The organism is Streptomyces sp. PsTaAH-137, assembly GCF_003259365.1.
Lineage (GTDB): Bacteria > Actinomycetota > Actinomycetes > Streptomycetales > Streptomycetaceae > Streptomyces.
In genome coordinates this window covers 26,127-45,155 of the sequence record NZ_QLLY01000023.1, presented here as the reverse complement: position 1 = coordinate 45,155, position 19,029 = coordinate 26,127, and the positions used below count along the sequence as shown (strand labels likewise).

General features: G+C 73.4%; 17 protein-coding genes. 11 read left to right on the top strand and 6 right to left on the bottom strand.

Annotated elements, in window-relative coordinates; translation table 11 throughout:
- The first annotated feature begins 2 nt into the window (after window positions 1-2).
- The 9 genes from K377_RS35650 (at window position 3) to K377_RS35610 (ending at window position 9,825) form a co-directional block, all read left to right on the top strand.
- Window positions 3-869: an ABC transporter permease gene (locus tag K377_RS35650; protein ID WP_202455240.1), complete on the top strand. Its 867-nt coding sequence runs from the start codon at window positions 3-5 to the stop codon at window positions 867-869.
- A complete protein-coding gene (locus K377_RS35645) occupies window positions 866-1,891 on the top strand; it encodes an ABC transporter ATP-binding protein (protein ID WP_111667773.1) in 1,026 nt (341 codons plus the stop codon). The genes K377_RS35650 and K377_RS35645 overlap by 4 nt, the downstream gene beginning before the upstream one ends.
- Window positions 1,888-2,910: an ABC transporter ATP-binding protein gene (locus tag K377_RS35640; RefSeq protein ID WP_111667772.1), complete on the top strand. Its 1,023-nt coding sequence runs from the start codon at window positions 1,888-1,890 to the stop codon at window positions 2,908-2,910. The genes K377_RS35645 and K377_RS35640 overlap by 4 nt, the downstream gene beginning before the upstream one ends.
- Window positions 2,911-2,918: 8 nt before the next feature.
- On the top strand, window positions 2,919-4,727 hold the full coding sequence (locus tag K377_RS35635; RefSeq protein ID WP_111667771.1) for a gamma-glutamyltransferase family protein: 1,809 nt from the start codon (window positions 2,919-2,921) through the stop codon (window positions 4,725-4,727).
- A 108-nt stretch (window positions 4,728-4,835) separates the two neighbouring features.
- A complete protein-coding gene (locus K377_RS35630) occupies window positions 4,836-5,699 on the top strand; it encodes an inositol monophosphatase family protein (protein WP_111667770.1) in 864 nt (287 codons plus the stop codon).
- 101 nt (window positions 5,700-5,800) lie between these two features.
- On the top strand, window positions 5,801-7,219 hold the full coding sequence (locus tag K377_RS35625; protein ID WP_111667769.1) for an NAD(P)/FAD-dependent oxidoreductase: 1,419 nt from the start codon (window positions 5,801-5,803) through the stop codon (window positions 7,217-7,219).
- Complete coding sequence (locus tag K377_RS35620) at window positions 7,216-7,743, top strand: O-acetyl-ADP-ribose deacetylase (protein WP_111667768.1); 528 nt, start codon at window positions 7,216-7,218, stop codon at window positions 7,741-7,743. The genes K377_RS35625 and K377_RS35620 overlap by 4 nt, the downstream gene beginning before the upstream one ends.
- A gap of 99 nt (window positions 7,744-7,842) precedes the next feature.
- Window positions 7,843-9,309, top strand: a complete 1,467-nt coding sequence (locus K377_RS35615) for an AlkA N-terminal domain-containing protein (RefSeq protein WP_111667839.1) — start codon at window positions 7,843-7,845, stop codon at window positions 9,307-9,309.
- A gap of 12 nt (window positions 9,310-9,321) precedes the next feature.
- Window positions 9,322-9,825 carry a methylated-DNA--[protein]-cysteine S-methyltransferase gene (locus K377_RS35610; protein WP_111667767.1) on the top strand — a complete coding sequence of 168 codons (504 nt, stop codon included), beginning with the start codon at window positions 9,322-9,324 and terminating at the stop codon, window positions 9,823-9,825.
- On the opposite strand, the gene K377_RS35605 is transcribed toward K377_RS35610, so the two are convergent.
- The 5 genes from K377_RS35605 to K377_RS35585 form a co-directional block, all read right to left on the bottom strand.
- Window positions 9,822-10,571: a Sir2 family NAD-dependent protein deacetylase gene (locus tag K377_RS35605; protein WP_111667766.1), complete on the bottom strand. Its 750-nt coding sequence runs from the start codon at window positions 10,569-10,571 to the stop codon at window positions 9,822-9,824. The genes K377_RS35610 and K377_RS35605 overlap by 4 nt on opposite strands.
- Before the next feature lie 15 nt (window positions 10,572-10,586).
- Window positions 10,587-12,029, bottom strand: coding sequence for an MFS transporter (locus K377_RS35600; RefSeq protein ID WP_111667765.1), 1,443 nt, complete (start codon window positions 12,027-12,029; stop codon window positions 10,587-10,589).
- Window positions 12,026-12,973 (bottom strand): nucleoside hydrolase, encoded by a 948-nt coding sequence (locus K377_RS35595; RefSeq protein WP_111667764.1) that lies wholly within the window; start codon window positions 12,971-12,973, stop codon window positions 12,026-12,028. The genes K377_RS35600 and K377_RS35595 overlap by 4 nt, the downstream gene beginning before the upstream one ends.
- Before the next feature lie 146 nt (window positions 12,974-13,119).
- Entirely contained in the window at window positions 13,120-13,614 is a 495-nt protein-coding gene (locus K377_RS35590; RefSeq protein WP_111667763.1) for an NUDIX hydrolase, read from the bottom strand.
- 80 nt (window positions 13,615-13,694) lie between these two features.
- Window positions 13,695-14,771, bottom strand: coding sequence for an ADP-ribosylglycohydrolase family protein (locus K377_RS35585; RefSeq protein ID WP_111667762.1), 1,077 nt, complete (start codon window positions 14,769-14,771; stop codon window positions 13,695-13,697).
- Between the two features lie 220 nt (window positions 14,772-14,991).
- Between K377_RS35585 and K377_RS35580 the strand changes: the two genes are divergently transcribed.
- Window positions 14,992-16,143: a glycerate kinase gene (locus K377_RS35580; protein WP_161195070.1), complete on the top strand. Its 1,152-nt coding sequence runs from the start codon at window positions 14,992-14,994 to the stop codon at window positions 16,141-16,143.
- Window positions 16,144-16,639: 496 nt separating this feature from the next.
- On the opposite strand, the gene K377_RS35575 is transcribed toward K377_RS35580, so the two are convergent.
- Window positions 16,640-17,851 (bottom strand): helix-turn-helix domain-containing protein, encoded by a 1,212-nt coding sequence (locus K377_RS35575; RefSeq protein WP_111667761.1) that lies wholly within the window; start codon window positions 17,849-17,851, stop codon window positions 16,640-16,642.
- A 238-nt stretch (window positions 17,852-18,089) separates the two neighbouring features.
- Between K377_RS35575 and K377_RS35570 the strand changes: the two genes are divergently transcribed.
- Entirely contained in the window at window positions 18,090-18,926 is an 837-nt protein-coding gene (locus tag K377_RS35570; protein ID WP_111667760.1) for an ABC transporter ATP-binding protein, read from the top strand.
- Window positions 18,927-19,029: the final 103 nt, after the last annotated feature.

The window sequence follows — 19,029 nt, the reverse complement described above, 5'->3', positions numbered from 1 at the left end:
CGCTGGCTCTCACAGGACTACGCGCCCGGGCCACCGGGAACGCCAGGCTGCGCGCCCTGCGCGGCAACAAGCTGGCCATGACCGGCGCCGTCATCGCGCTGATCTTCGTACTCGCCGCACTGCTCGCCCCGCTCGTCGCCCCCTACGACCCGGCGCGGCCCGACTTCGACAACGTGCTCGCCGCGCCCAGCTGGGCCCACTGGCTGGGCACCGACGACCTCGGCCGCGACCAGTTCTCCCGCGTCGTCTACGGGGCCCGGGCCTCGATGCAGGTCGGCGTGCTCGCCGTCGTCCTCGCCTTCCTCGTCGGCGTCCCCCTCGGCCTGCTCGCCGGCTACTACGGAAAGATCGCGGACAGCGTCGTGTCCCGGGTCACCGACACGATGCTCGCCTTCCCGTTCCTGGTCCTCGCCGTCGGCCTCGCCGCGGTCCTCGGCCCGTCGCTCACCAACGCGACGATCGCGATCGGCATCTCCCAGATCCCGGCCGTCATCCGCATCACCCGCGCCGAGACGCTCCGCCTCAAGCACGTCGACTACGTGGCCGCGGCCGTCGCCAACGGAGGCGGCGACGGCACCGTGCTCTTCCGGCACATCCTGCCCAACGCGACCTCCGCGCTCACCGTGCAGGCCACCGTCGGCATCCCCGCCGCCATCATCGGCGAGGCCCTGCTCAGCTTCCTCGGCCTCGGCGTGCAGCCGCCCGAGCCCTCCCTCGGCGTGATGCTCTCCTCCGCCCAGTCCTTCCTCGCGCCCGCGCCCTGGCTCGCGGTGTTCCCCGGCCTCGCGGTGGTCGCCGCGACCCTGGCGTTCAACCTGCTCGGCGACGGCCTGCGCGACGTCCTCGACCCCCGTGGAGCCACCCGATGAGCGCCATCGACACCCGTGAGCCGGTGCTGAGCGTGCGGGACCTGTCGGTCTCGTTCGGAAACGGCCGGCCCGGCACCCGCACCGTGCACGCCGTCGACCACCTCTCCTACGACCTGCACGCCGGTGAGGTCCTCGCCGTCGTCGGCGAATCGGGCTGCGGCAAGTCCGTCACCTCGATGGCCGTCATGGGACTGCTGCCGCCCACCGCGCACATCACCGGCTCCATCCGGCTCGGCGAGCGGGAGCTGGCGGGCGCCGACGACAAGGCGTACGGGAGGATCCGCGGCAAGGACATCGCGATGATCTTCCAGGAGCCGATGACGTCCCTGAACCCGGTGCTCACCGTCGGACGGCAGATCGGCGAAGTGCTCCGCCGCCACCAGGGGCTGAGCAAGAAGGAGGCACGCGCGCGGGCCGTGGAACTCCTCACCCTCGTCGGCATCCCGGCACCGGCCCAGCGCGTCGACGAATACCCGCACCAGCTCTCCGGCGGGATGCGCCAGCGCGTGATGATCGCCATCGCGGTCGCCTGCGACCCGACCGTCCTCATCGCCGACGAGCCGACCACCGCCCTCGACGTGACCGTCCAGGCGGGCATCCTCGAAGTCCTCCAGTCGCTGCGCGAACGGCTCGGCACCGCCATCGTCCTCATCACCCACGACCTCGGCGTCGTCGCCGACATCGCCGACCGGGTCCTCGTCATGTACGCGGGCCGCCCCGTCGAACAGGCGCCGGTCGACGAACTGTTCGCGGCGCCCCGGCACCCGTACACCCGCGGTCTGCTCTCCGCCGTGCTGCGCCCCGGCACCCCGAAGGAGCGGCTGCCCGAGATCCCCGGCCTGGTGCCGAGCCTCGACGCGCAGCCCGACGCCTGCACCTTCGCGCCGCGCTGCGCCCGCGCCGACGACACCTGCACGGGGGCGCGCCCCGGCTTCAAGGCCGTCAGCGCCGAAGCGGGCGCCGACGCCGCGCACCGCGCCGCCTGCTGGCACCCGCACACCCTCCAGGAGACCGCCTCATGAGCACCGCTCCCGTGCTGGAACTCGCCGGCCTCGAACGCCACTTCGCAGGCGCGGGCGGCACCGTGCGCGCCGCCGACGGCGTCACCCTCACCGTCGGGCGCGGCGAGGTCGTCGGCCTCGTCGGCGAGTCCGGCAGCGGCAAGTCGACCGTGGGCCGCTGCGCCGTCCGCCTCGACGAGCCCACCGGCGGCACCGTCCGCATCAACGGCACCGACGTCACGACCCTCTCGCGGCGCGCCCTGCGCCCCCTGCGTAAGGACTTCCACCTGGTCTTCCAGGACCCGTCCTCCTCGCTCGACCCGCGGATGACCGTCGGCGAGATCGTCGCCGAACCGCTGCGCCTGCACGGCATCGCCAAGAACAAAGAGGCCGCCCACGCGCGCGTACGCGAACTTCTCGCCCAGGTGGGACTGCGGCCCGAGCACGCCGACCGGCACCCGCACGAGCTCTCCGGCGGTCAGCGGCAGCGCATCTCCATCGCCCGCGCCCTGTCCGTCGACCCCGATCTGCTGGTCGCCGACGAACCGACCTCCGCGCTCGACGTCTCCGTGCAGGCCTCCGTCCTCAACCTGCTGGCCGACCTCCAGCGCGACCGCGGTTTCGGCTGCCTGTTCATCACGCACGACCTGGCGGCCGTCGAGTACCTGGCCGACCGGATCGCCGTCATGTACCTGGGCCAGATCGTCGAACAGGCCCCCACGCGCGAGCTGTTCGCCGACCCCAAGCACCCCTACACGCAGGCACTGCTCTCGGCCGCGCCGGTCCCGGACCCGGTCACCCAGCGCACCCGGGAACGCATCGTCCTCAGCGGCGAACTGCCCAGCCCGCTCGCCCCGCCGCCCGGCTGCCGCTTCCACACCCGCTGCCCGCTCGCCGTGGACCGCTGCCGCACCGAGGTACCGGCCCTGCGCACCCTGGACGGCGGCCGAGAGGTCTCCTGCCACCTCGTCGCCGACGACGGGACAGCGCCGGACGCGGCCTCTCGTACGATCCCGAACACCCGCACCGCCACCCGCTAGGAGCCTTCTTGTTCACCACCCGGCCGACCCTCCAGGGCACCTTCGGCATGGTGTCCTCCACGCACTACCTCGCCTCCCAGTCCGCGATGGCGGTCCTGGAGAGCGGCGGCAACGCCTATGACGCGGCCGTCGCCGCGGGCTTCGTGCTGCACGTCGTCGAGCCGCACCTGAACGGCCCGGCCGGCGAGGTGCCGATGATCATCGCCCCGGAGGGCGGCGAGGTCCGCGTGCTGTGCGGTCAGGGCGTGGCCCCGGCCGGAGCCACCGTCGCGCACTACAAGGCGCTCGGGCTCGACCTGGTCCCGGGCACCGGCCCGCTCGCCGCCGCCGTGCCCGGCGCCTTCGACGCCTGGATGCTGCTCCTGAAGGACCACGGCACCAAGTCCCTCGCCGACGTCCTCGCATACGCCGTCGGCTACGCGGAGGACGGCCACGCCCCCGTCGAGCGCGTCGGCCAGACCGTCGAGACCGTGCGCGAGCTCTTCGCGACCGAGTGGCCGTCGTCCGCCGAGATCTACCTCGTCGACGGCAAGGCCCCGCAGCCCGGCGAACTCCTGCGCAACCGGCAGCTCGCCGCCACCTGGAAGCGGCTCATCGCCGAGGCCGAGGCGGCGGGCGGCACCGATCGCGGCGCGCAGATAGACGAGGCCCGCCGCATCTGGCGCGAGGGCTTCATCGCCGAGGCGCTGGTCCGCCAGTCGCAGCGGCCGACCATGGACACCAGCGGCGAGCGCCACTCAGGCACGCTGACCCTGGCGGACCTGGCCTTCTGGGAGGCGACCTACGAGGCCCCGGCCACCTACGACTGGAACGGCTGGACCCTGTGCAAGGCCGGCGGCTGGAGCCAGGGCCCCGCCTTCCTCCAGCAGCTCGCCCTGCTCCCGCCGGAACTGCCCGCCCACGGGTCGGCCGACTACGTCCACCTGCTCATCGAGGGCTGCAAGCTGGCCATGGCCGACCGGGAGGCCTGGTACGGGGACGCCGAGCAGGTTCCCGTGGACGCGCTCCTCTCCGACGAGTACAACGCGGCCCGCCGCTCCCTGATCGACCCCGAGAAGGCCTCGCACGACCTGCGTCCCGGCAGCCCCCTGGGCACCGGGCCCCGGCTGAGCGCGCACGCCCACGCGGTCGCCTCCGGCGAGGAGGGCTTCGACGCGATGGGCATCGCGGGAGCGGGCGCCGGCGAGCCGACCGTGGCCAAGGACGGCGGCACCCGCGGCGACACCTGCCACCTGGACATCGTCGACCGCTGGGGCAACATGGTCGCCGCCACCCCCTCCGGCGGCTGGCTCCAGTCCAACCCGGTCGTGCCCGAACTCGGCTTCCCGCTCGGTACGCGGCTCCAGATGGCCTGGCTCGACGAGGGGCTGCCCAACTCGCTCACCCCCGGCCGCCGCCCCCGCACCACGCTCACCCCGTCCCTCGCCCTGAAGGACGGGATCCCCGTCATGGCCTTCGGCACCCCCGGCGGCGACCAGCAGGACCAGTGGCAGGTGCACTTCTTCCTGGCCGTGGCGCTGGGCGGAGAGGTCCGCGGCGGACTCGACCTGCAAGGTGCCATCGACGCCCCGAACTGGCACAACGACTCCTTCCCCGGCTCCTTCTTCCCGCGCGGCATGCGCCCGGGATCGGTCACCGTGGAGTCGCGCATGGCCGAGGACGTCATCGCCGAGCTGCGCCGCCGCGGCCACGACGTGACCGTCGGCGACGCCTGGTCCGAGGGCCGCCTGTGCGCCGTCGCCCGCGACCCGCGCACCGGCGTCCTGCTCGCGGCGGCGAACCCGCGCGGGATGCAGGGATACGCCGTGGGCCGCTGACCTGCGGTGACCGCGACCCGAGGGGTGGAACCGCCGATTTCACGGTGGGTCCACCCCTCGTTCATCTCCTCGGTACGCGTTGTCAGCGGGGCGTGTTCTCATGGAGGCATGATCGAAACAACGACGGAAAGCATCGACGACTTTCTGACCAGCAAGGTCACCGACCAGCTCCTGAGCGACGTGGAGCGGACCGTCCGCGCCGCGGCCGCCGCCGAGATCACCCCGCGCTTCCGGCAGCTCGCCTCCCACGAGATCGAGGAGAAGAGCGCCCCGCACGACCTCGTGACCGTCGCCGACAAGCGGGCCGAGGAATACCTCACACGCGAGCTGCCCGCCCTGCTCCCCGGCTCGGTCGTCGTCGGCGAGGAGGCCGTCGCCGCCGACCCCGCGCGCTACGAGGAGATACGCGGCACGGCCCCCGTCTGGATCGTCGACCCGGTCGACGGCACCCGCCAGTTCGTCCACGGCGACCCCGGCTTCTGCACCCTCGTCGCCCTCGCGCTCGACGGCGTCGTGCTCGCCTCCTGGACCTGGGCGCCCGCGCTCGACGAGTTCGCCGTGGCCGTCCGCGGCCGGGGCGCCCGGCTCAACGGCCGGACGCTGCGCGCCGGTTCACCCGAGACGGGCCGGGACCTCCGGATCGCCACCTCGCACCCCGACTACACCACCGACGAGCAGAAGCGGGCCCTGCTCGGCCTGCGCACAGACGGCATCGCCCCGCGCCCCTGCGGCTCGGCGGGCCTGGAGTACCTGGCCGTCGCCCGCGGCGCCCTCGACGCGCTCGCCTTCAGCTGGGAACTGGCCTGGGACCACGCGGCCGGACTCCTCCTGGTCGAGGAGGCGGGCGGCACCCACCTCACCCGCGACGGCGCCCCGTTCCGGATCACCGGGGGGAACGCGCTGCCGTTCACGGCGGCCCGGGACGCGGCCACCGCGGAGCGGGTCAGGGGACTGCTCGCCGGCCGGGCCTGACCGGCGCGACCCACGGCGCACGCCACCCGCACTCCGGCGTTGTCGGCGGCCCGGCATATCCTGTCCGGGCAGTGGCCATCGGCTGACGAAGGAGTCCGAAGGTGCCGTCGATGCTCGACGCCGTCGTGGTGGGTGCGGGGCCCAACGGGCTGACCGCTGCCGTCGAACTGGCCAGGCGCGGATTTTCCGTGGCCCTCTTCGAGGCCAAGGACACCGTGGGCGGCGGCGCGCGCACCGAGGAGCTGACGCTGCCCGGCTTCCGCCACGACCCGTGCTCCGCCGCCCACCCCCTCGGCATCAACTCCCCGGCGTTCAGGGCGATGCCGCTGGACCGGTACGGCCTGGAGTGGGTGCACGCCGCGCTGCCCATGGCGCACCCGTTCCCCGACGGGACCGCGGCCGTGCTGTCCCGCTCCGTCGCCGAGACCGCCGCCTCGTTCGGGCCGCGCGACGCGGGCGCGTACCGCCGCCTCGTCGAGCCGCTGCTGCCGCGCTGGGACACCCTGGTCCGCGACTTCATGTCGCTGCCGCTCAGCGCGCTGCCGCGCGACCCGGTCACGCTCGCCCGCTTCGGCCTCGTCGGCCTCCCGCCGTCGACCTGGCTGACCCGCCGCTTCCGCGACGACCGGGCCGCCGCCCTCTTCGCGGGCCTCGTCGCACACGTCATCGCCCCGCTCGGCGGCTTCGCCACCTCCGCCATCGGCCTCGTCTTCGCCCTCGCCGCCCACGCGCGCGGCTGGCCGCTCGCCCGGGGCGGCTCCCAGGCGATCTCCGACGCCCTCGCCGGGTACCTGAAGGACCTCGGCGGCGCGATCCACACCGACTACGAGGTGAAGCGGCTCGACGACCTGCCGCCCGCCCGCGCCTACATCTTCGACACCTCGCCCACGGCCCTCGCCCGCATCGCGGGCCTCGGCCGCTACTACGACCGCTTCCGCTACGGCTCCAGCGTCTTCAAGGTCGACTACGCGCTCGACGGCCCGGTGCCGTGGACCGCCGAGCAGGCCCGCACGGCCGGGACCGTCCAGGTGGGCCCGTACCGCCGCGACATCGCCAAGGCGCTGCACGCCGCGTCCCGCGAGGACCGGGCACCCGAGGCGCCGTTCCTCATCACCGTCCAGCCGACCGTCGTCGACCCGACGCGCGCGCCCGAGGGCAAGCACACGTTCTGGGCGTACGGTCATGTGCCCAACGGCTGGGACGGTGACCTGACCGACGCCATCGAGCGTCAACTGGAGCGGTTCGCACCGGGGTTCAGGGACCTCGTGCTCGCCCGCGCCACGGCGGGCCCGCCGGAGCTGGCCGTCCGCAACGCCAACTATGTGGGCGGAGACATCGCAAGCGGCGCCGCCAGCGGACTCCAGCTGCTGCTGCGGCCCAAGCTGTCGCTGTCCCCGTACACGACCCCGCACCCCGCCGTCTTCATCTGCTCGTCCGCGTCCCCGCCGGGCCCCGGAGTGCACGGCATGTCGGGGCACAACGCGGCCAAGGCCGTCTGGCGCAGGCTGCGGGCGACATGAGCGCGCCCGAGGGGCCCCGGCTCGTCCTCGTCCGGGGCGACATCACCGAGCAGGACGTGGACGCCGTGGTGAACGCCGCGAACTCCTCGCTGCTCGGCGGCGGGGGAGTCGACGGCGCCATCCACCGCCGCGGCGGTCCCGAGATCCTCGCCGAGTGCCGTCGGCTCCGCGCGTCCCACTACGGCAAGGGGCTGCCCGTCGGCCGGGCCGTCGCCACCACCGCCGGACGCCTTCCGGCGCGGTACGTCATCCACACCGTCGGGCCGCGCTGGTCGGAGACCGAGGACCGGTCCGGACTGCTCGCGTCCTGTTACCGGGAGTCGCTCAAGGTCGCCGAGCAGCTTCAGGTGCGGAGCGTGGCGTTTCCGGCGATCTCCACGGGGATCTACGGATGGCCGCTGGACGACGGGGCGCGGATCGCGGTGGAGGCCGTTCGGGGGGCTCCGCACGGGAGCGTGCGCGAGGTGCGGTTCGTGGTGTTCGACGAGCGGGCCCGGGACCTGTTCGCGGAGTGTCTGGGCTGACGGAGCCGACTCCACGTACATGTCGGATTTCCGCCAGCCGAGGCGTTCACCATCGGTGATGCTTGAGACATGTCCACCGAACAGGTTCAGGCCGACGCCATGCACACCGACTTCGAGCGGTGCGTGCGAGCTGTGCAGGCCAAGGACACCCGGTTCGACGGGGTGTTCTTCACCGCCGTCAAGACCACCCGCATCTACTGTCGGCCCGGCTGCCCGGTCGTGCCGCCCAAGCCCCGGAACATGGAGTTCCACCCGAGCGCCGCCGCCTGCCAGCAGGCCGGATTCCGGGCCTGCAAGCGGTGCAGGCCCGACACCAGCCCGGGCTCCCCGGAGTGGAACCGGCGCGCCGACCTCACCGCCCGCGCGATGCGGCTCATCGGCGACGGCGTCGTCGACCGGGACGGTGTGCCGGGGCTCGCCCGGCTGCTCGGGTACAGCGAGCGGCAGATCGAGCGCCAGCTCCTCGCCGAGCTGGGCGCCGGCCCGCTCGCGCTCGCCCGCGCCCAGCGCGCCCAGACCGCGCGGCTGCTCGTCGAGACGACCGCCCTGCCCATGGCCGACATCGCGTTCGCCGCCGGATTCGCGTCCGTCCGCGCCTTCAACGACACCGTCCGCGAGGTCTACGCCCTCACCCCGAGCGAACTGCGCACCCGCGCCCCGCACAGCCGCACGAGCACCCCCGGCGCGCTCACCCTGCGCCTGCCGTTCCGCAAGCCCCTCAACCCCGACAACCTCTTCGGCCACCTCGCCGCGACCGCGGTGCCGGGCGTCGAGGAGTGGCGCGACGGTGCCTACCGGCGCACGCTCCGGCTGCCGTACGGGCACGGCATCGTGAGCCTCACCCCGGGCCCCGACCACATCGGCTGCCGGCTCGTCCTCACCGACCAGCGCGACCTCACCGTCGCCATCAGCCGCTGCCGCCGGATGCTGGACCTCGACGCCGACCCGGTCGCCGTCGACGACCGGCTGCGCACCGACCCGCTGCTCGCCCCGCTCGTCGACAAGGCGCCGGGCCGCCGGGTGCCGAGGACCGTCGACGAGGCCGAGTTCGCGGTGCGGGCCGTGCTCGGGCAGCAGGTCTCCACGGCCGCCGCCCGCACCCACGCCGCCCGGCTCGTCCTCGCCCACGGCGAACCGGTCGAGGACCCGGAGGGCGGGCTCACGCACCTCTTCCCGGCCCCGGCCGCCCTCGCCTCGCTCGACCCGGAGACCCTCGCGCTGCCCCGCAGCCGCCGCACCACGCTCCTCACGCTCGTACGGCAACTCGCCGACGGGGAGCTGACGTTGGGACCCGAGTCCGACTGGGACGAGGCGCGCGCCCGGCTCGCCACGCTGCCCGGCTTCGGGCCCTGGACGATCGAGGCCATCGCGATGCGGGCCCTCGGCGACCCCGACGCCTTCCTGCCCACCGATCTCGGAATGCGGCGCGCCGCACAGCAGTTGGGCCTGCCCCACACCCCGGCGGCGCTCACCGCGCGGGCCGCCGCCTGGCGCCCCTGGCGCGCGTACGCGACCCAGTACCTGTGGGCCACCGACGACCACCCGATCAACTTCCTCCCCGCGTAAGGGATGCACACCATGACCGCCACGACCACCCGCAAGCAGCACACCGTCATCGACAGCCCCTACGGGCCGCTCACCCTCGTCGCCGACGCCGACGGCATCCTCTGCGGCCTGTACATGACCGACCAGCGCCACCGCCCCGCCGAGGAGACCTTCGGCGTCCGCGACGAGCGTCCCTTCGGCGCCGTCATCGACCAGCTGAACGCCTACTTCCAGGGCGAGTCGACCACCTTCGACCTGCCGCTCGCCCTGGACGGCACCCCGTTCCAGCGGTCCGTCTGGGCGCAGCTCCAGCGGATCCCCTACGGCGAGACCCGCACCTACGGTGAACTGGCCGAGGCCCTCGGCAAGCCCAACGCCTCCCGCGCGGTCGGCCTCGCCAACGGCAAGAACCCGGTCGGCGTCATCGTCCCCTGCCACCGCGTCATCGGCGCGAACGGCGACCTGACCGGCTACGGCGGCGGCCTCGACCGCAAGCGCCGCCTGCTCGACTTCGAGCGGGGCACCGCGCTGTTCTAGGCGGTGGCCCCGGGGACGTCCCGCACCGCCGACAGCAGCCGTGGCAGTGCCGTGCCGATCGGCTCCCGTACGACCTCGTCGGCGACGTCGTCGTACGGGGTCGGCTCGGCGTTCACCACGACGAGCCGGGCGCCGTGCTCGGCTGCGAGACCCGCGAGGCCCGCCGCCGGATGCACCTGGAGCGTCGAGCCGACCGCGAAGAACACCTGGCACGCCTTGGTGACCGAGACCGCCTCGGCGAGCACCACCGGGTCCAGGTTCTCGCCGAACATGACGGTCGTCGACTTCAGGACCGAGCCGCAGATCAGGCACCCCGGGTCGTCCTCACCCGCCTCGACCCGCGCGAGCGCCGCGTCCATCGGGCCGCGCTCCCCGCACCCGGTGCACACGAACTCCCGCGCCGAACCGTGCAGTTCCAGCACCTTGCGGGCGGGCATCCCGGCGCGCTGGTGCAGCCCGTCGACGTTCTGCGTGATGACCCGGACGGGCACGCCGGAGCGTTCGAGGTCCGTGATCGCGCGGTGGGCGCCGTTCGGCTCGGCGGCGAGGGTGCCGCCGCGGCGCCGCACCTGCCAGGCGCGGCGCCGGATCTCCGGGTCGTTCATGTAGTACTCGTACGTGACGAGCTTCTCGGCGTCGGGATCCTTGCGCCACACCCCGTTCGGCCCCCGGTAGTCGGGGATCCCGGAATCGGTGCTGATCCCGGCGCCGGTGAGGATCGCGACGAGCGGCTTGGACGTGGTCATGACGCCGAGGGTAGGTCAGCCCGCCGCTTCCGCGTCCACCGGTTTCGGGATCAGCGTCGAGACGAGCAGGGCCGCCACGATGAGGACCAGGCCAGCGATCACGCCCGCGCTGTAGCCGCCGACCGACGTGCCGCCCGACGGGGCGACCGCGTCCATGGCCGCGTACAGGACGACGAAGCTGAGGCCCGCGCCCAGGTTGAAGCAGCCCGCGTTCAGGCCCGGCAGGAAGCCCGGGTTCTCCTTCGGGGAGAGCACGATGCCGAAGCCGTTCAGCATGATGTTGACTGTGCCCGCGTAGGTGACGCCCAGCAGGATCGACACGGTGAGCAGCAGCCCCGAGGAGTCCGTCCGCAGGGTCAGCAGGGCGAGGACGGTGGCGACGGCCGTGGCGATCAGGCCGACGCGCAGGATGCGGCCGTAGCCGTACGTCGCCGCGAGGCGTCCGGAGACCGGGCCCATGGCGAGGCCCGCGAGCGCGTACGGGGTGAGCGTCCACCAGGTGGCGCCCTCGGCGCCGAGGCCGAGGCCGACCGAGGTGTCCTGGGCGAAGCCGGGCAGCAGCCCGTTCATGATCGCGAAGACGCCGGTCATGGTCAGCATCGTCGACAGCAGCAGCGACCAGGTGGCCCGGCGCTTGAGCAGGCCCGTGGTGACGAGGGGGTGCTTCGCGCGGGTCTCCATCCGCCAGAACGCCCAGAAGGCGAGCCCGGCGAGGACCAGCAGGCCGACGGCGAGCGGCCAGTTCGCGTCGCCGAGCTTGCCCGCCTCGTTGAACGCGATCAGCAGGGCGCCGACCGAGACGACGAGGAGGGCGACGCCCGGCCAGTCCATGGGCGGGCGCAGCTCGGCGCGCGACTCGGGGGCGAAGAGCCGGACGAGCAGGGCCGCGACGAGCGCGAAGGCGGTCATGACCCAGAAGATCGACGCGTACCCGGCGTGCTCGGCCAGCGAACCGCCCGCGAAGGAGTCGACGCCCGCGATGCCGCCGTTGACGGCCGTGACGACGCCCATGAGGGTGCCGTACTTCTTCGGGTCGGGGACCTCGACGCGCAGCATGATCAGCGCGAGCGGGATGGTCGGGCCCGAGGCGCCCTGGATGACACGGCCGACGGCGAGCATGCCGACGGACCCGGCGAGCGCCGAGATGACGCAGCCGACGGCCATCAGGACCATCATCCCGGTGAGCACCTTGCGGCGGCCGATCAGGTCGCCCAGGCGCGGCAGGAACAGCGAGAACAGGGCGGCGGCCGTGAAGAAGGCGGTCTGGGTGACGCCGACCGCCGACGCGGTGGTGTCCAGCTCGTCCGCCATCGTGGCCAGCGCCGGGCTGAGCATCGAGGCGTTGAGCTGGAAGGCGAAGCTGGCGGCGAGCAGGGCCACCATCAGCGCGCCGATCCGGACCGGGCGTCCCGCGCGGGAGCCGTCGGCCGGGGTGTGGGGGGAGGCGGTGGTGCTCATGCGGCGGGCTCTCCGATGCGGACGAGGGCGTCCACGACGAGATCCCAGAACCGCTCGTGGTCCAGCTCCACCGCGACCTGGGTGTGGCAGTCGGCGGGCGCGGGGGAGCGCAGGTCGGTGACGGTCATGCCGAGGGTGAGCGCGCCGCGCAGTTCGATGTCGACGGGCGCCTTGCGTACGGTCATGACGTCCGGGTCGATGACGTACGCGACCGCGCACGGGTCGTGCACCGGAGGGTGGTCGAAGCCCTGGTTCTCGCGGTAGGCCTCGCGGAAGAAGTCGAGCAGTTCCAGGACGAACGCGGCGGGCTTCGTGCCGACCGCGCGGATCTTGTCCTCGACGGCGGGGGTCGCGAGGGCCTGGTGCGTGAGGTCGAGGCCGACCATGGTCAGCGGCCACTTCTCGTTGAAGACGATGTGCGCGGCCTCGGGGTCGATCACGATGTTGAACTCGGCGACCGGGCTCCAGTTCCCCTCGTGGAAGCCGCCGCCCATCAGCACGACCTCGCGGACCCGCTCGACGATGCGGGGCTCCTTGCGGGCGGCGAGCGCGATGTTCGTCAGTCCTGCCGTCGGCACGATGGTGATCTCGCCCGGCTCGTGGCTCATCACCGTGTCGATGATCAGGTCGACGGCGTGCCGCCGGTCGAGGCCGAAGGCGGGCGCGGGCAGCTCGGGCCCGTCGAGCCCGGTCTCGCCGTGGATCTCCGGCGCCGTCTCGATCTCGCGGACCAGCGGCCGCGGGCAGCCGGCGGCGAACGGCACCCCGGTGATCCCGGCGATCGCCGCGACCGACAGCGCGTTGCGGGTCACCTTCTCCAGGGTCTGGTTGCCGACGACCGTGGTCACCGCGACCAGGTCGATGTCGGGATTGCCGTGCGCGAGCAGCATCGCGACCGCGTCGTCGTGCCCCGGGTCACAGTCGAGGATGATCTTCCTGGCCACCGTCTTGAGCCCCTTTGCTCTGGTTTGCTCCAGTGAGAAAAACTGTCCCCGTAAAGGTCACCCGGCGCCAGGCGAGTTGTCAACGCGCGTAGATAGGTGGGTGCGAATCAGGAGGTACGGGAACTCAAGGGGCATTCAGCGATCCATCAGCCCGTGACGGGCTCGCCGCACTCCAGCTCCACGGCCCCGGCGCCCCGGTCGAGCACGCCGAGTGCGGAGCGCACCCGCCGTCCGAGCGGGCCCAGCAGATACGCGTCCAGGTCGTCGCGGGCCACGAACCGCCACGACAGCAGCTCCTCCTCCTGGAGCCGGATCGCCTCGATCTGCTCGGCGGCCAGCACACCGCCGTCGTACAGATACGCCACGATCGGCGGCCGCCCGGTGCCGGGCACCCAGTCCACGGCGAGCAGCCGGCCCGGCGCCACGTCGAGCCCGATCTCCTCCAGCGTCTCGCGCCGCGCGCCCTGCCGCGGACTCTCCCCGGTGTCCGACTCCACGGTGCCGCCGGGCAGCGCCCAGCCGTCCCGGTAATTGGGTTCGACCAGCAGGACCCGCTCCTCGCTGTCACGGAACAGAACGGCGGCGCCGGCCAGGACCCGGGGGAGTCCGGCGATGTACGTGGCGTAGTCGAGGATCGTCATCGGCCCACTCTAGAACCCGCGGACCCGCGCGCCCGGCGGGACGCGAGCGACGGGAGCGCCCGACGGGGCGTGTCCCTTGCTCAGCGCCCCGCCAACTCGACGGTGCGCCGGGCGAGTTCACTGATCCGTACGCCGTCGAACCCGAACACCGCGCTGCGCACCCGGTCTTCGAGCGGTTCCGTCCACTGCACGGGGATCGCGTCCGCCCCGCACAGCACTCCGGCCACCGAACCGGCCGTCGCGCCGTTGGAGTCCGTGTCGAGCCCGCCGCGCACCGTCAGCGTCACGGTGCGGGTGAAGTCGCCGTCGCCGTACAGGAGTCCGGCCGTGATCACCGCGGCGTTCGGCACGGTGTGGATCCAGCCGAGGCCCGCGGTCTCCTCCTCGACCGTGGCCAGCGTCTCCTCCCAGGTCAGCCGTGATTCATGGAGCGAGATCACCCGGCGCACGACACGGGCGAGACGGCTGCTCGCGGGGATCACCGTGAGCGCCGCGTCGAGGGCGGCCCGCGGAGCCCGCGCCGTGAACGCCGCCGCCACCAGCGCCGCCGCCCACATCGCCCCGTACACGCCGTTGCCCGTGTGCGACAGGACCGCGTCGCGGCGGGCCAGGGAGGCGGCGCGGCGCGGGACCCCCGGGTTGGTCCAGCCGAAGACGTCCGCGCGGATCAGGGCGCCGATCCACTCCTGGCACGGGTTGTCGTACGTGGCCGTCAGCGGCGGCTTCAGGCCGTTGACGAGATTGCGGTAGGCCGCGCGCTCCGCCGTGAACGTCTGGAGGTAGGGCAGCCGCAGCAGCCACAACTCGCCCACCTGTTCCGTCGTGAAGGCGGAACCGTGCGTCTCCAGCAGATGCAGGCCCAGCACCGCGTAGTCCACGTCGTCGTCGCGGCAGCTGCCGTGGATGCGTCCCCGGACACATGCCCGCCACTCGGAGCGCAGCGCCGACTCCATCTCCCGCGACGGAGGCTCGGGCAGATAGTCGGTGAGCGGCAGGGCCTCGGCATGGCGCAGATAGCGGTCGATGCGCTCACGCGTCCACACCTCGCCCTGCTCGACCGGCTTGCCGAGCATGTTGCCCGCGATCCGGCCGAGCCAGCCGCCGAGCACACGGTCGGCGAGGACGTGCTCGGTGAGCTGGGGGCTCGTAGGCGTCATGACTGCGGTCTACCCGTTTCGCCGCGCGATGTGCGGGACCGCTTGATCGATCGTTTCGGCCCTCGTGGCGCCCTGTATGTCATGACATGGAAGGAGATATCGACCCGGCGTGATGTTCCGCTGACCGGACGACCATGGGCAGCGGACCCCTCCTGCGGTTATGGTCGCAGCGGCGCGACTGCCTTGACGCGAGCAAGGCCCGAACAGCAAGGGGAGCAAGGTGGCGGACGCTGCACAGGCCGCGCGGCACGTGTTGATCGCGGCGGACAAGTTCAAGGGCTCGCTGACCGCCGTGCAGGTCGCACAGCGTGTGACGGCCGGTCTGCGCCGGGTGGCGCCCGAGGTGACCGTCGAGTCCGTGCCGGTCGCGGACGGCGGCGACGGCACCGTCGCGGCTGCGGTCGCGGCCGGGTTCGAGCGCCGCGAGGCGCGGGTCACCGGGCCGCTCGGTGAGCAGGTGACGGCCGCGTGGGCGCTGCGCGACGGCACGGCCGTGGTGGAGATGGCGGAGGCGTCCGGGCTCCAGTTGCTGCCCGAGGGCGAGTTCGCTCCGCTGACGGCCACGACGTACGGCTCCGGTGAGGTCATCGCGGCCGCGCTCGACGCGGGGGCGCGCACGATCGTCTTCGGCGTCGGGGGCAGTGCCACGACGGACGGCGGCGCCGGGATGCTGGCCGCGCTCGGGGCACGGTTCCTCGACGGCTCGGGCGCTCCGGTCGGCCCCGGCGGCGGGGCGCTCGCCGCGCTCGCCTACGCCGATCTCTCCGGCCTCGACCCGCGCCTTGCCGGCACGGACATCGTCCTCGCCAGCGACGTCGACAATCCGCTGACCGGCCCCAAGGGCGCGCCCGCCGTGTACGGGCCGCAGAAGGGGGCATCGCCGGAGGACGTCGCCGAGCTGGACGCCGCGCTGGGCCACTACGCGAAGGTGCTGTCGGAGTCGGTGGGGTCCGTCGCCCTGGAGCACGCCGAGGCTGCCGGGGCCGGGGCCGCGGGCGGGATCGGTTACGGGGCGCTGGTCGGGCTCGGCGCGCGCTTCCGGCCCGGGATCGAGGTCATGCTCGATGTTCTCGGGTTCGCGCCCGCGCTGGACAGGGCGACGCTGGTGATCACCGGTGAGGGGTCGCTCGACGAGCAGACCCTGCACGGGAAGGCGCCCGCCGGGGTGGCCGCCGCCGCGCGGGCCGCCGGGATCGAGGTCGTCGCCGTGTGCGGGCGGCTGGCTCTTCCGGCGGAGGCGCTGGGGCGGGCCGGGATCCGTCGGGCCTACCCCCTGACCGACGTCGAGCCGGACGTCTCCCGCTGCATCGCGGACGCGGGCCCGATCCTGGAATCCGTGGCGGAGCGCATCGCGGCAGATTACCTGCGCTGACCGGCCCCGGTCGCGCAGTCCTTCGCCCGCGGGCCGGTGGGGGCTGGCCGCGCGGTTCCCCGCGCCCCTGGGCCGTCTTTCGGGTGCGGCCCGGTGGCCGCTTCTCGCGCAGTTCCCCGCGCCCCTGAGATGCGCACTTCGTGCGCCATCTCATCACCAGAGGCGTGGCGAAGCCGCAGCCTCAAGGGGAAGGCGCGCGAAGCGCAGCCTTCAGGGGCGCGGGGAACTGCGCGAGAAGCGGCCACCGGCCGTCAGTCGACGAACGGCCCAGGGGCGCGGGGAACTGCGCGAGAAGCGGCCACCGGCCGTCAGTCGACGAACGGCCCAGGGGCGCGGGGAACTGCGCGAGAAGCGGCCACCGGCCGTCAGTCGACGAACGGCCCAGGGGCGCGGGGAACTGCGCGAGAAGCGGCCACCGGCCGTCAGTCGACGAACTGCCCAGGGGCGCGGGGAACTGCGCGGCCAGTCCCCACCGGCCCGCACCCGACAGCCACCCCTAAGTCCCCCCACCCACCCCCGAAGACAACCGATACGCATCCAGCGCCAGCGTCATCTCCATGAGATCCCGCGGGCGCGACAACGACCGCGCCGTCAGTTGTTCCAGTCGCCGCAAACGGTTGAAGACCGTGTTGCGGTGGCAATACAGGCGCCCCGCAGCGCGCCCGGCGGAACCTTCGCAGGCCAGCCACGCGTCCAGCGTCTCCAGGAGCACGGCACGATCGGCCGGTTCCAGGGTGAGGAGTTCGCCGAAGACCCCGGAGACGAGCCGCTGCGCCAGATCCGGCTGGCTGACCACCAGCGCCGTCGGCATCCGGTGATCGAGCCGGACGACACCCGTGATGTCCGGAGGACAGGTGCGCAGGGCGAGTTCGGCGAGCCGCCGCGCGTGCCCGAGTTCGCCAAGGCCGCGCACGACGGGACTCAGCCCCCCGGGCCCCGGGCACCGCCCGTCGAGCAGCACCGCGACATCGTCGAGGGTGCGGCCCGCGCCGAGCGCCACCACGCCCACCTCGCAGTCGGCCCGCATGCGCCACACGAACCGGAAGTCGGGGTCCTGGACCCGCCGGTGGAACGTCTCCCGGCTGTCCCGGCGCTCCACCCGCAGCACCACCACGGCGTACGGGCCGTGCTCGGGAAGGTCGAGCCCGGCCGCGGCCCGGGCGGCGAGCCCGGGCGTCGGACGGCCTTCGAGGAGCGCGTCGAGCAGCGCCTGCATCTGCTCGTCGGTGCGGCGCCGCAGCTCCAGCTCCGTCGCCCGGTACGCCTCCGAGGCCGCCGCGGCCTGCGCGTCCACCGCCGCCCACACCATCGTCGCCGACCGCATCAGCGCCTTCAGCCGCTCGGGCTCACCGCCGGCGCTCTCCATCAGCGCGTCCCACACCAGATAGCCCGCGTTGCGGTACGCGTGCACGAGCAGATCCAGCGGCAGGCCCTGGCCCGCCCGGCGCCGGCCCGCCTCCTCCGCGTACGCCAGATCCCGCCGGGGCGCGTCCCGGGGCGCGGTGATCGTCTCCACGCCGATCCGCATGGCCTCCTCGGCCTCCCGCCACTGGCCGTCGTACGGCAGCACCCGCGCGTAGACGTCCGAGTACGCGAACAGTTGCCGCAGATGCTCGTCGACCAGCTCGGGCACCCGGTCGAGAAGGGTCGTGCACGCCTCCCTGAGCAGCTTCCAGTCCTGTCCGGTGCGGTTCCTGCGTCCGCCCATCGTCTCTCCCCAACAGCCCGTAAAGCGACGGCAAAGGACTCGTTCGCTGCTGCGGAGGATGCCATCCCGGGCGGCTGTCCGGCAGGCCCCTGACACGGGGTCTTGTGCGCGCGCACAACGGGGACGGGTGGGCGCTGGGCCTGCGCAGCGTTTCCCCGGCACTCCGTGGACGGGCCGCCCGTGCGGTGCTGTCGTGAGCGCCACCGGTCCCGTACCGGTCCAGGGAGGGACACACACAGTGACCGATGCGACCGATGCAGATGAAGCAGCCGGGCTCGCCGTCGACGGCGTATCCGTCGGCTACGGACCCGTACGCGCCCTGCGCGACGTGACGTTGAAGGTGCCGCAGGGCGCCGTCGTCGCCGTGCTCGGCGGCAACGGCGCGGGCAAGTCCACGCTGCTGCGGGCGATCTCGCGCACCCTCGACTTCCACGGCGGCGCCGTGACGTCGGGCGAGGTGCGGTTCGGCGGGCGCCGCGTCAGCGGGCTCGGCCCGGACCGGATCGTCGCCGCCGGGGTCTGCCAAGTACCCGAGGGGCGGCAGGTGTTCGCGCGGATGACCGTCGCCGACAACCTGCGCGCCGGCGCCCTCGGCTCGACCGGCTCACGGGCCGCGAAGGCGGCGGCGCTGCGCCGCGTGCACGAACTCTTCCCGGTCCTCGCCGACCGGGCCCAGCAGCGGGCCGGACTGCTCTCCGGCGGCGAACAGCAGATGCTGGCCGTCGGCCGCGCCCTCATGGCCGAGCCGCGACTCCTGCTCCTCGACGAGCCGTCGCTCGGGCTCGCCCCGCTGATGGCGGCCCGCATCGCCGACACCGTCCGGGAGATCAACGCCCAGGGGGTGTCGGTGCTGCTCGTCGAACAGAACGCCGCGCTGGCGCTGCGCCTGGCTTCTTACGCGTACGTGCTCGATGTCGGGGAGGTCGCGCTGCACGGGCCCGCCGATGAGCTGGCCGGGTCCGACGAGGTGCGGCGCCGGTATCTCGGAGTCGTCGACGAGGACGCCGTCGCCGACGCCTCCGGTGCGGTGCGGGAAGCGCCCGTGCTGCGGGCCTGGGGAGGCGCTGACCGGTGAATGGATCGTCTGCCCCTGTGCGTGGACGCGCGGCCGACGGCCGGTGGCCCCGCCTCGCGCAGTTCCCCGCGCCCTTGTGGGGCGCAATCGAGGAAGGCCAGCG

What these genes read in the sequence shown, in the direction of transcription:
- K377_RS35645 (WP_111667773.1), top strand. Translation starts at nt 866, where the DNA reads ATGAGCGCCATCGACACCCGTGAGCCGGTGCTGAGCGTGCGGGACCTG.
- K377_RS35640 (WP_111667772.1), top strand. Translation starts at nt 1,888, where the DNA reads ATGAGCACCGCTCCCGTGCTGGAACTCGCCGGCCTCGAACGCCACTTC.
- K377_RS35630 (WP_111667770.1), top strand. Translation starts at nt 4,836, where the DNA reads ATGATCGAAACAACGACGGAAAGCATCGACGACTTTCTGACCAGCAAG.
- K377_RS35620 (WP_111667768.1), top strand. Translation starts at nt 7,216, where the DNA reads ATGAGCGCGCCCGAGGGGCCCCGGCTCGTCCTCGTCCGGGGCGACATC.
- K377_RS35615 (WP_111667839.1), top strand. Translation starts at nt 7,843, where the DNA reads ATGCACACCGACTTCGAGCGGTGCGTGCGAGCTGTGCAGGCCAAGGAC.
- K377_RS35610 (WP_111667767.1), top strand. Translation starts at nt 9,322, where the DNA reads ATGACCGCCACGACCACCCGCAAGCAGCACACCGTCATCGACAGCCCC.
- K377_RS35605 (WP_111667766.1), bottom strand. Translation starts at nt 10,571, where the DNA reads ATGACCACGTCCAAGCCGCTCGTCGCGATCCTCACCGGCGCCGGGATC.
- K377_RS35600 (WP_111667765.1), bottom strand. Translation starts at nt 12,029, where the DNA reads ATGAGCACCACCGCCTCCCCCCACACCCCGGCCGACGGCTCCCGCGCG.
- K377_RS35590 (WP_111667763.1), bottom strand. Translation starts at nt 13,614, where the DNA reads ATGACGATCCTCGACTACGCCACGTACATCGCCGGACTCCCCCGGGTC.
- K377_RS35585 (WP_111667762.1), bottom strand. Translation starts at nt 14,771, where the DNA reads ATGACGCCTACGAGCCCCCAGCTCACCGAGCACGTCCTCGCCGACCGT.
- K377_RS35575 (WP_111667761.1), bottom strand. Translation starts at nt 17,851, where the DNA reads ATGGGCGGACGCAGGAACCGCACCGGACAGGACTGGAAGCTGCTCAGG.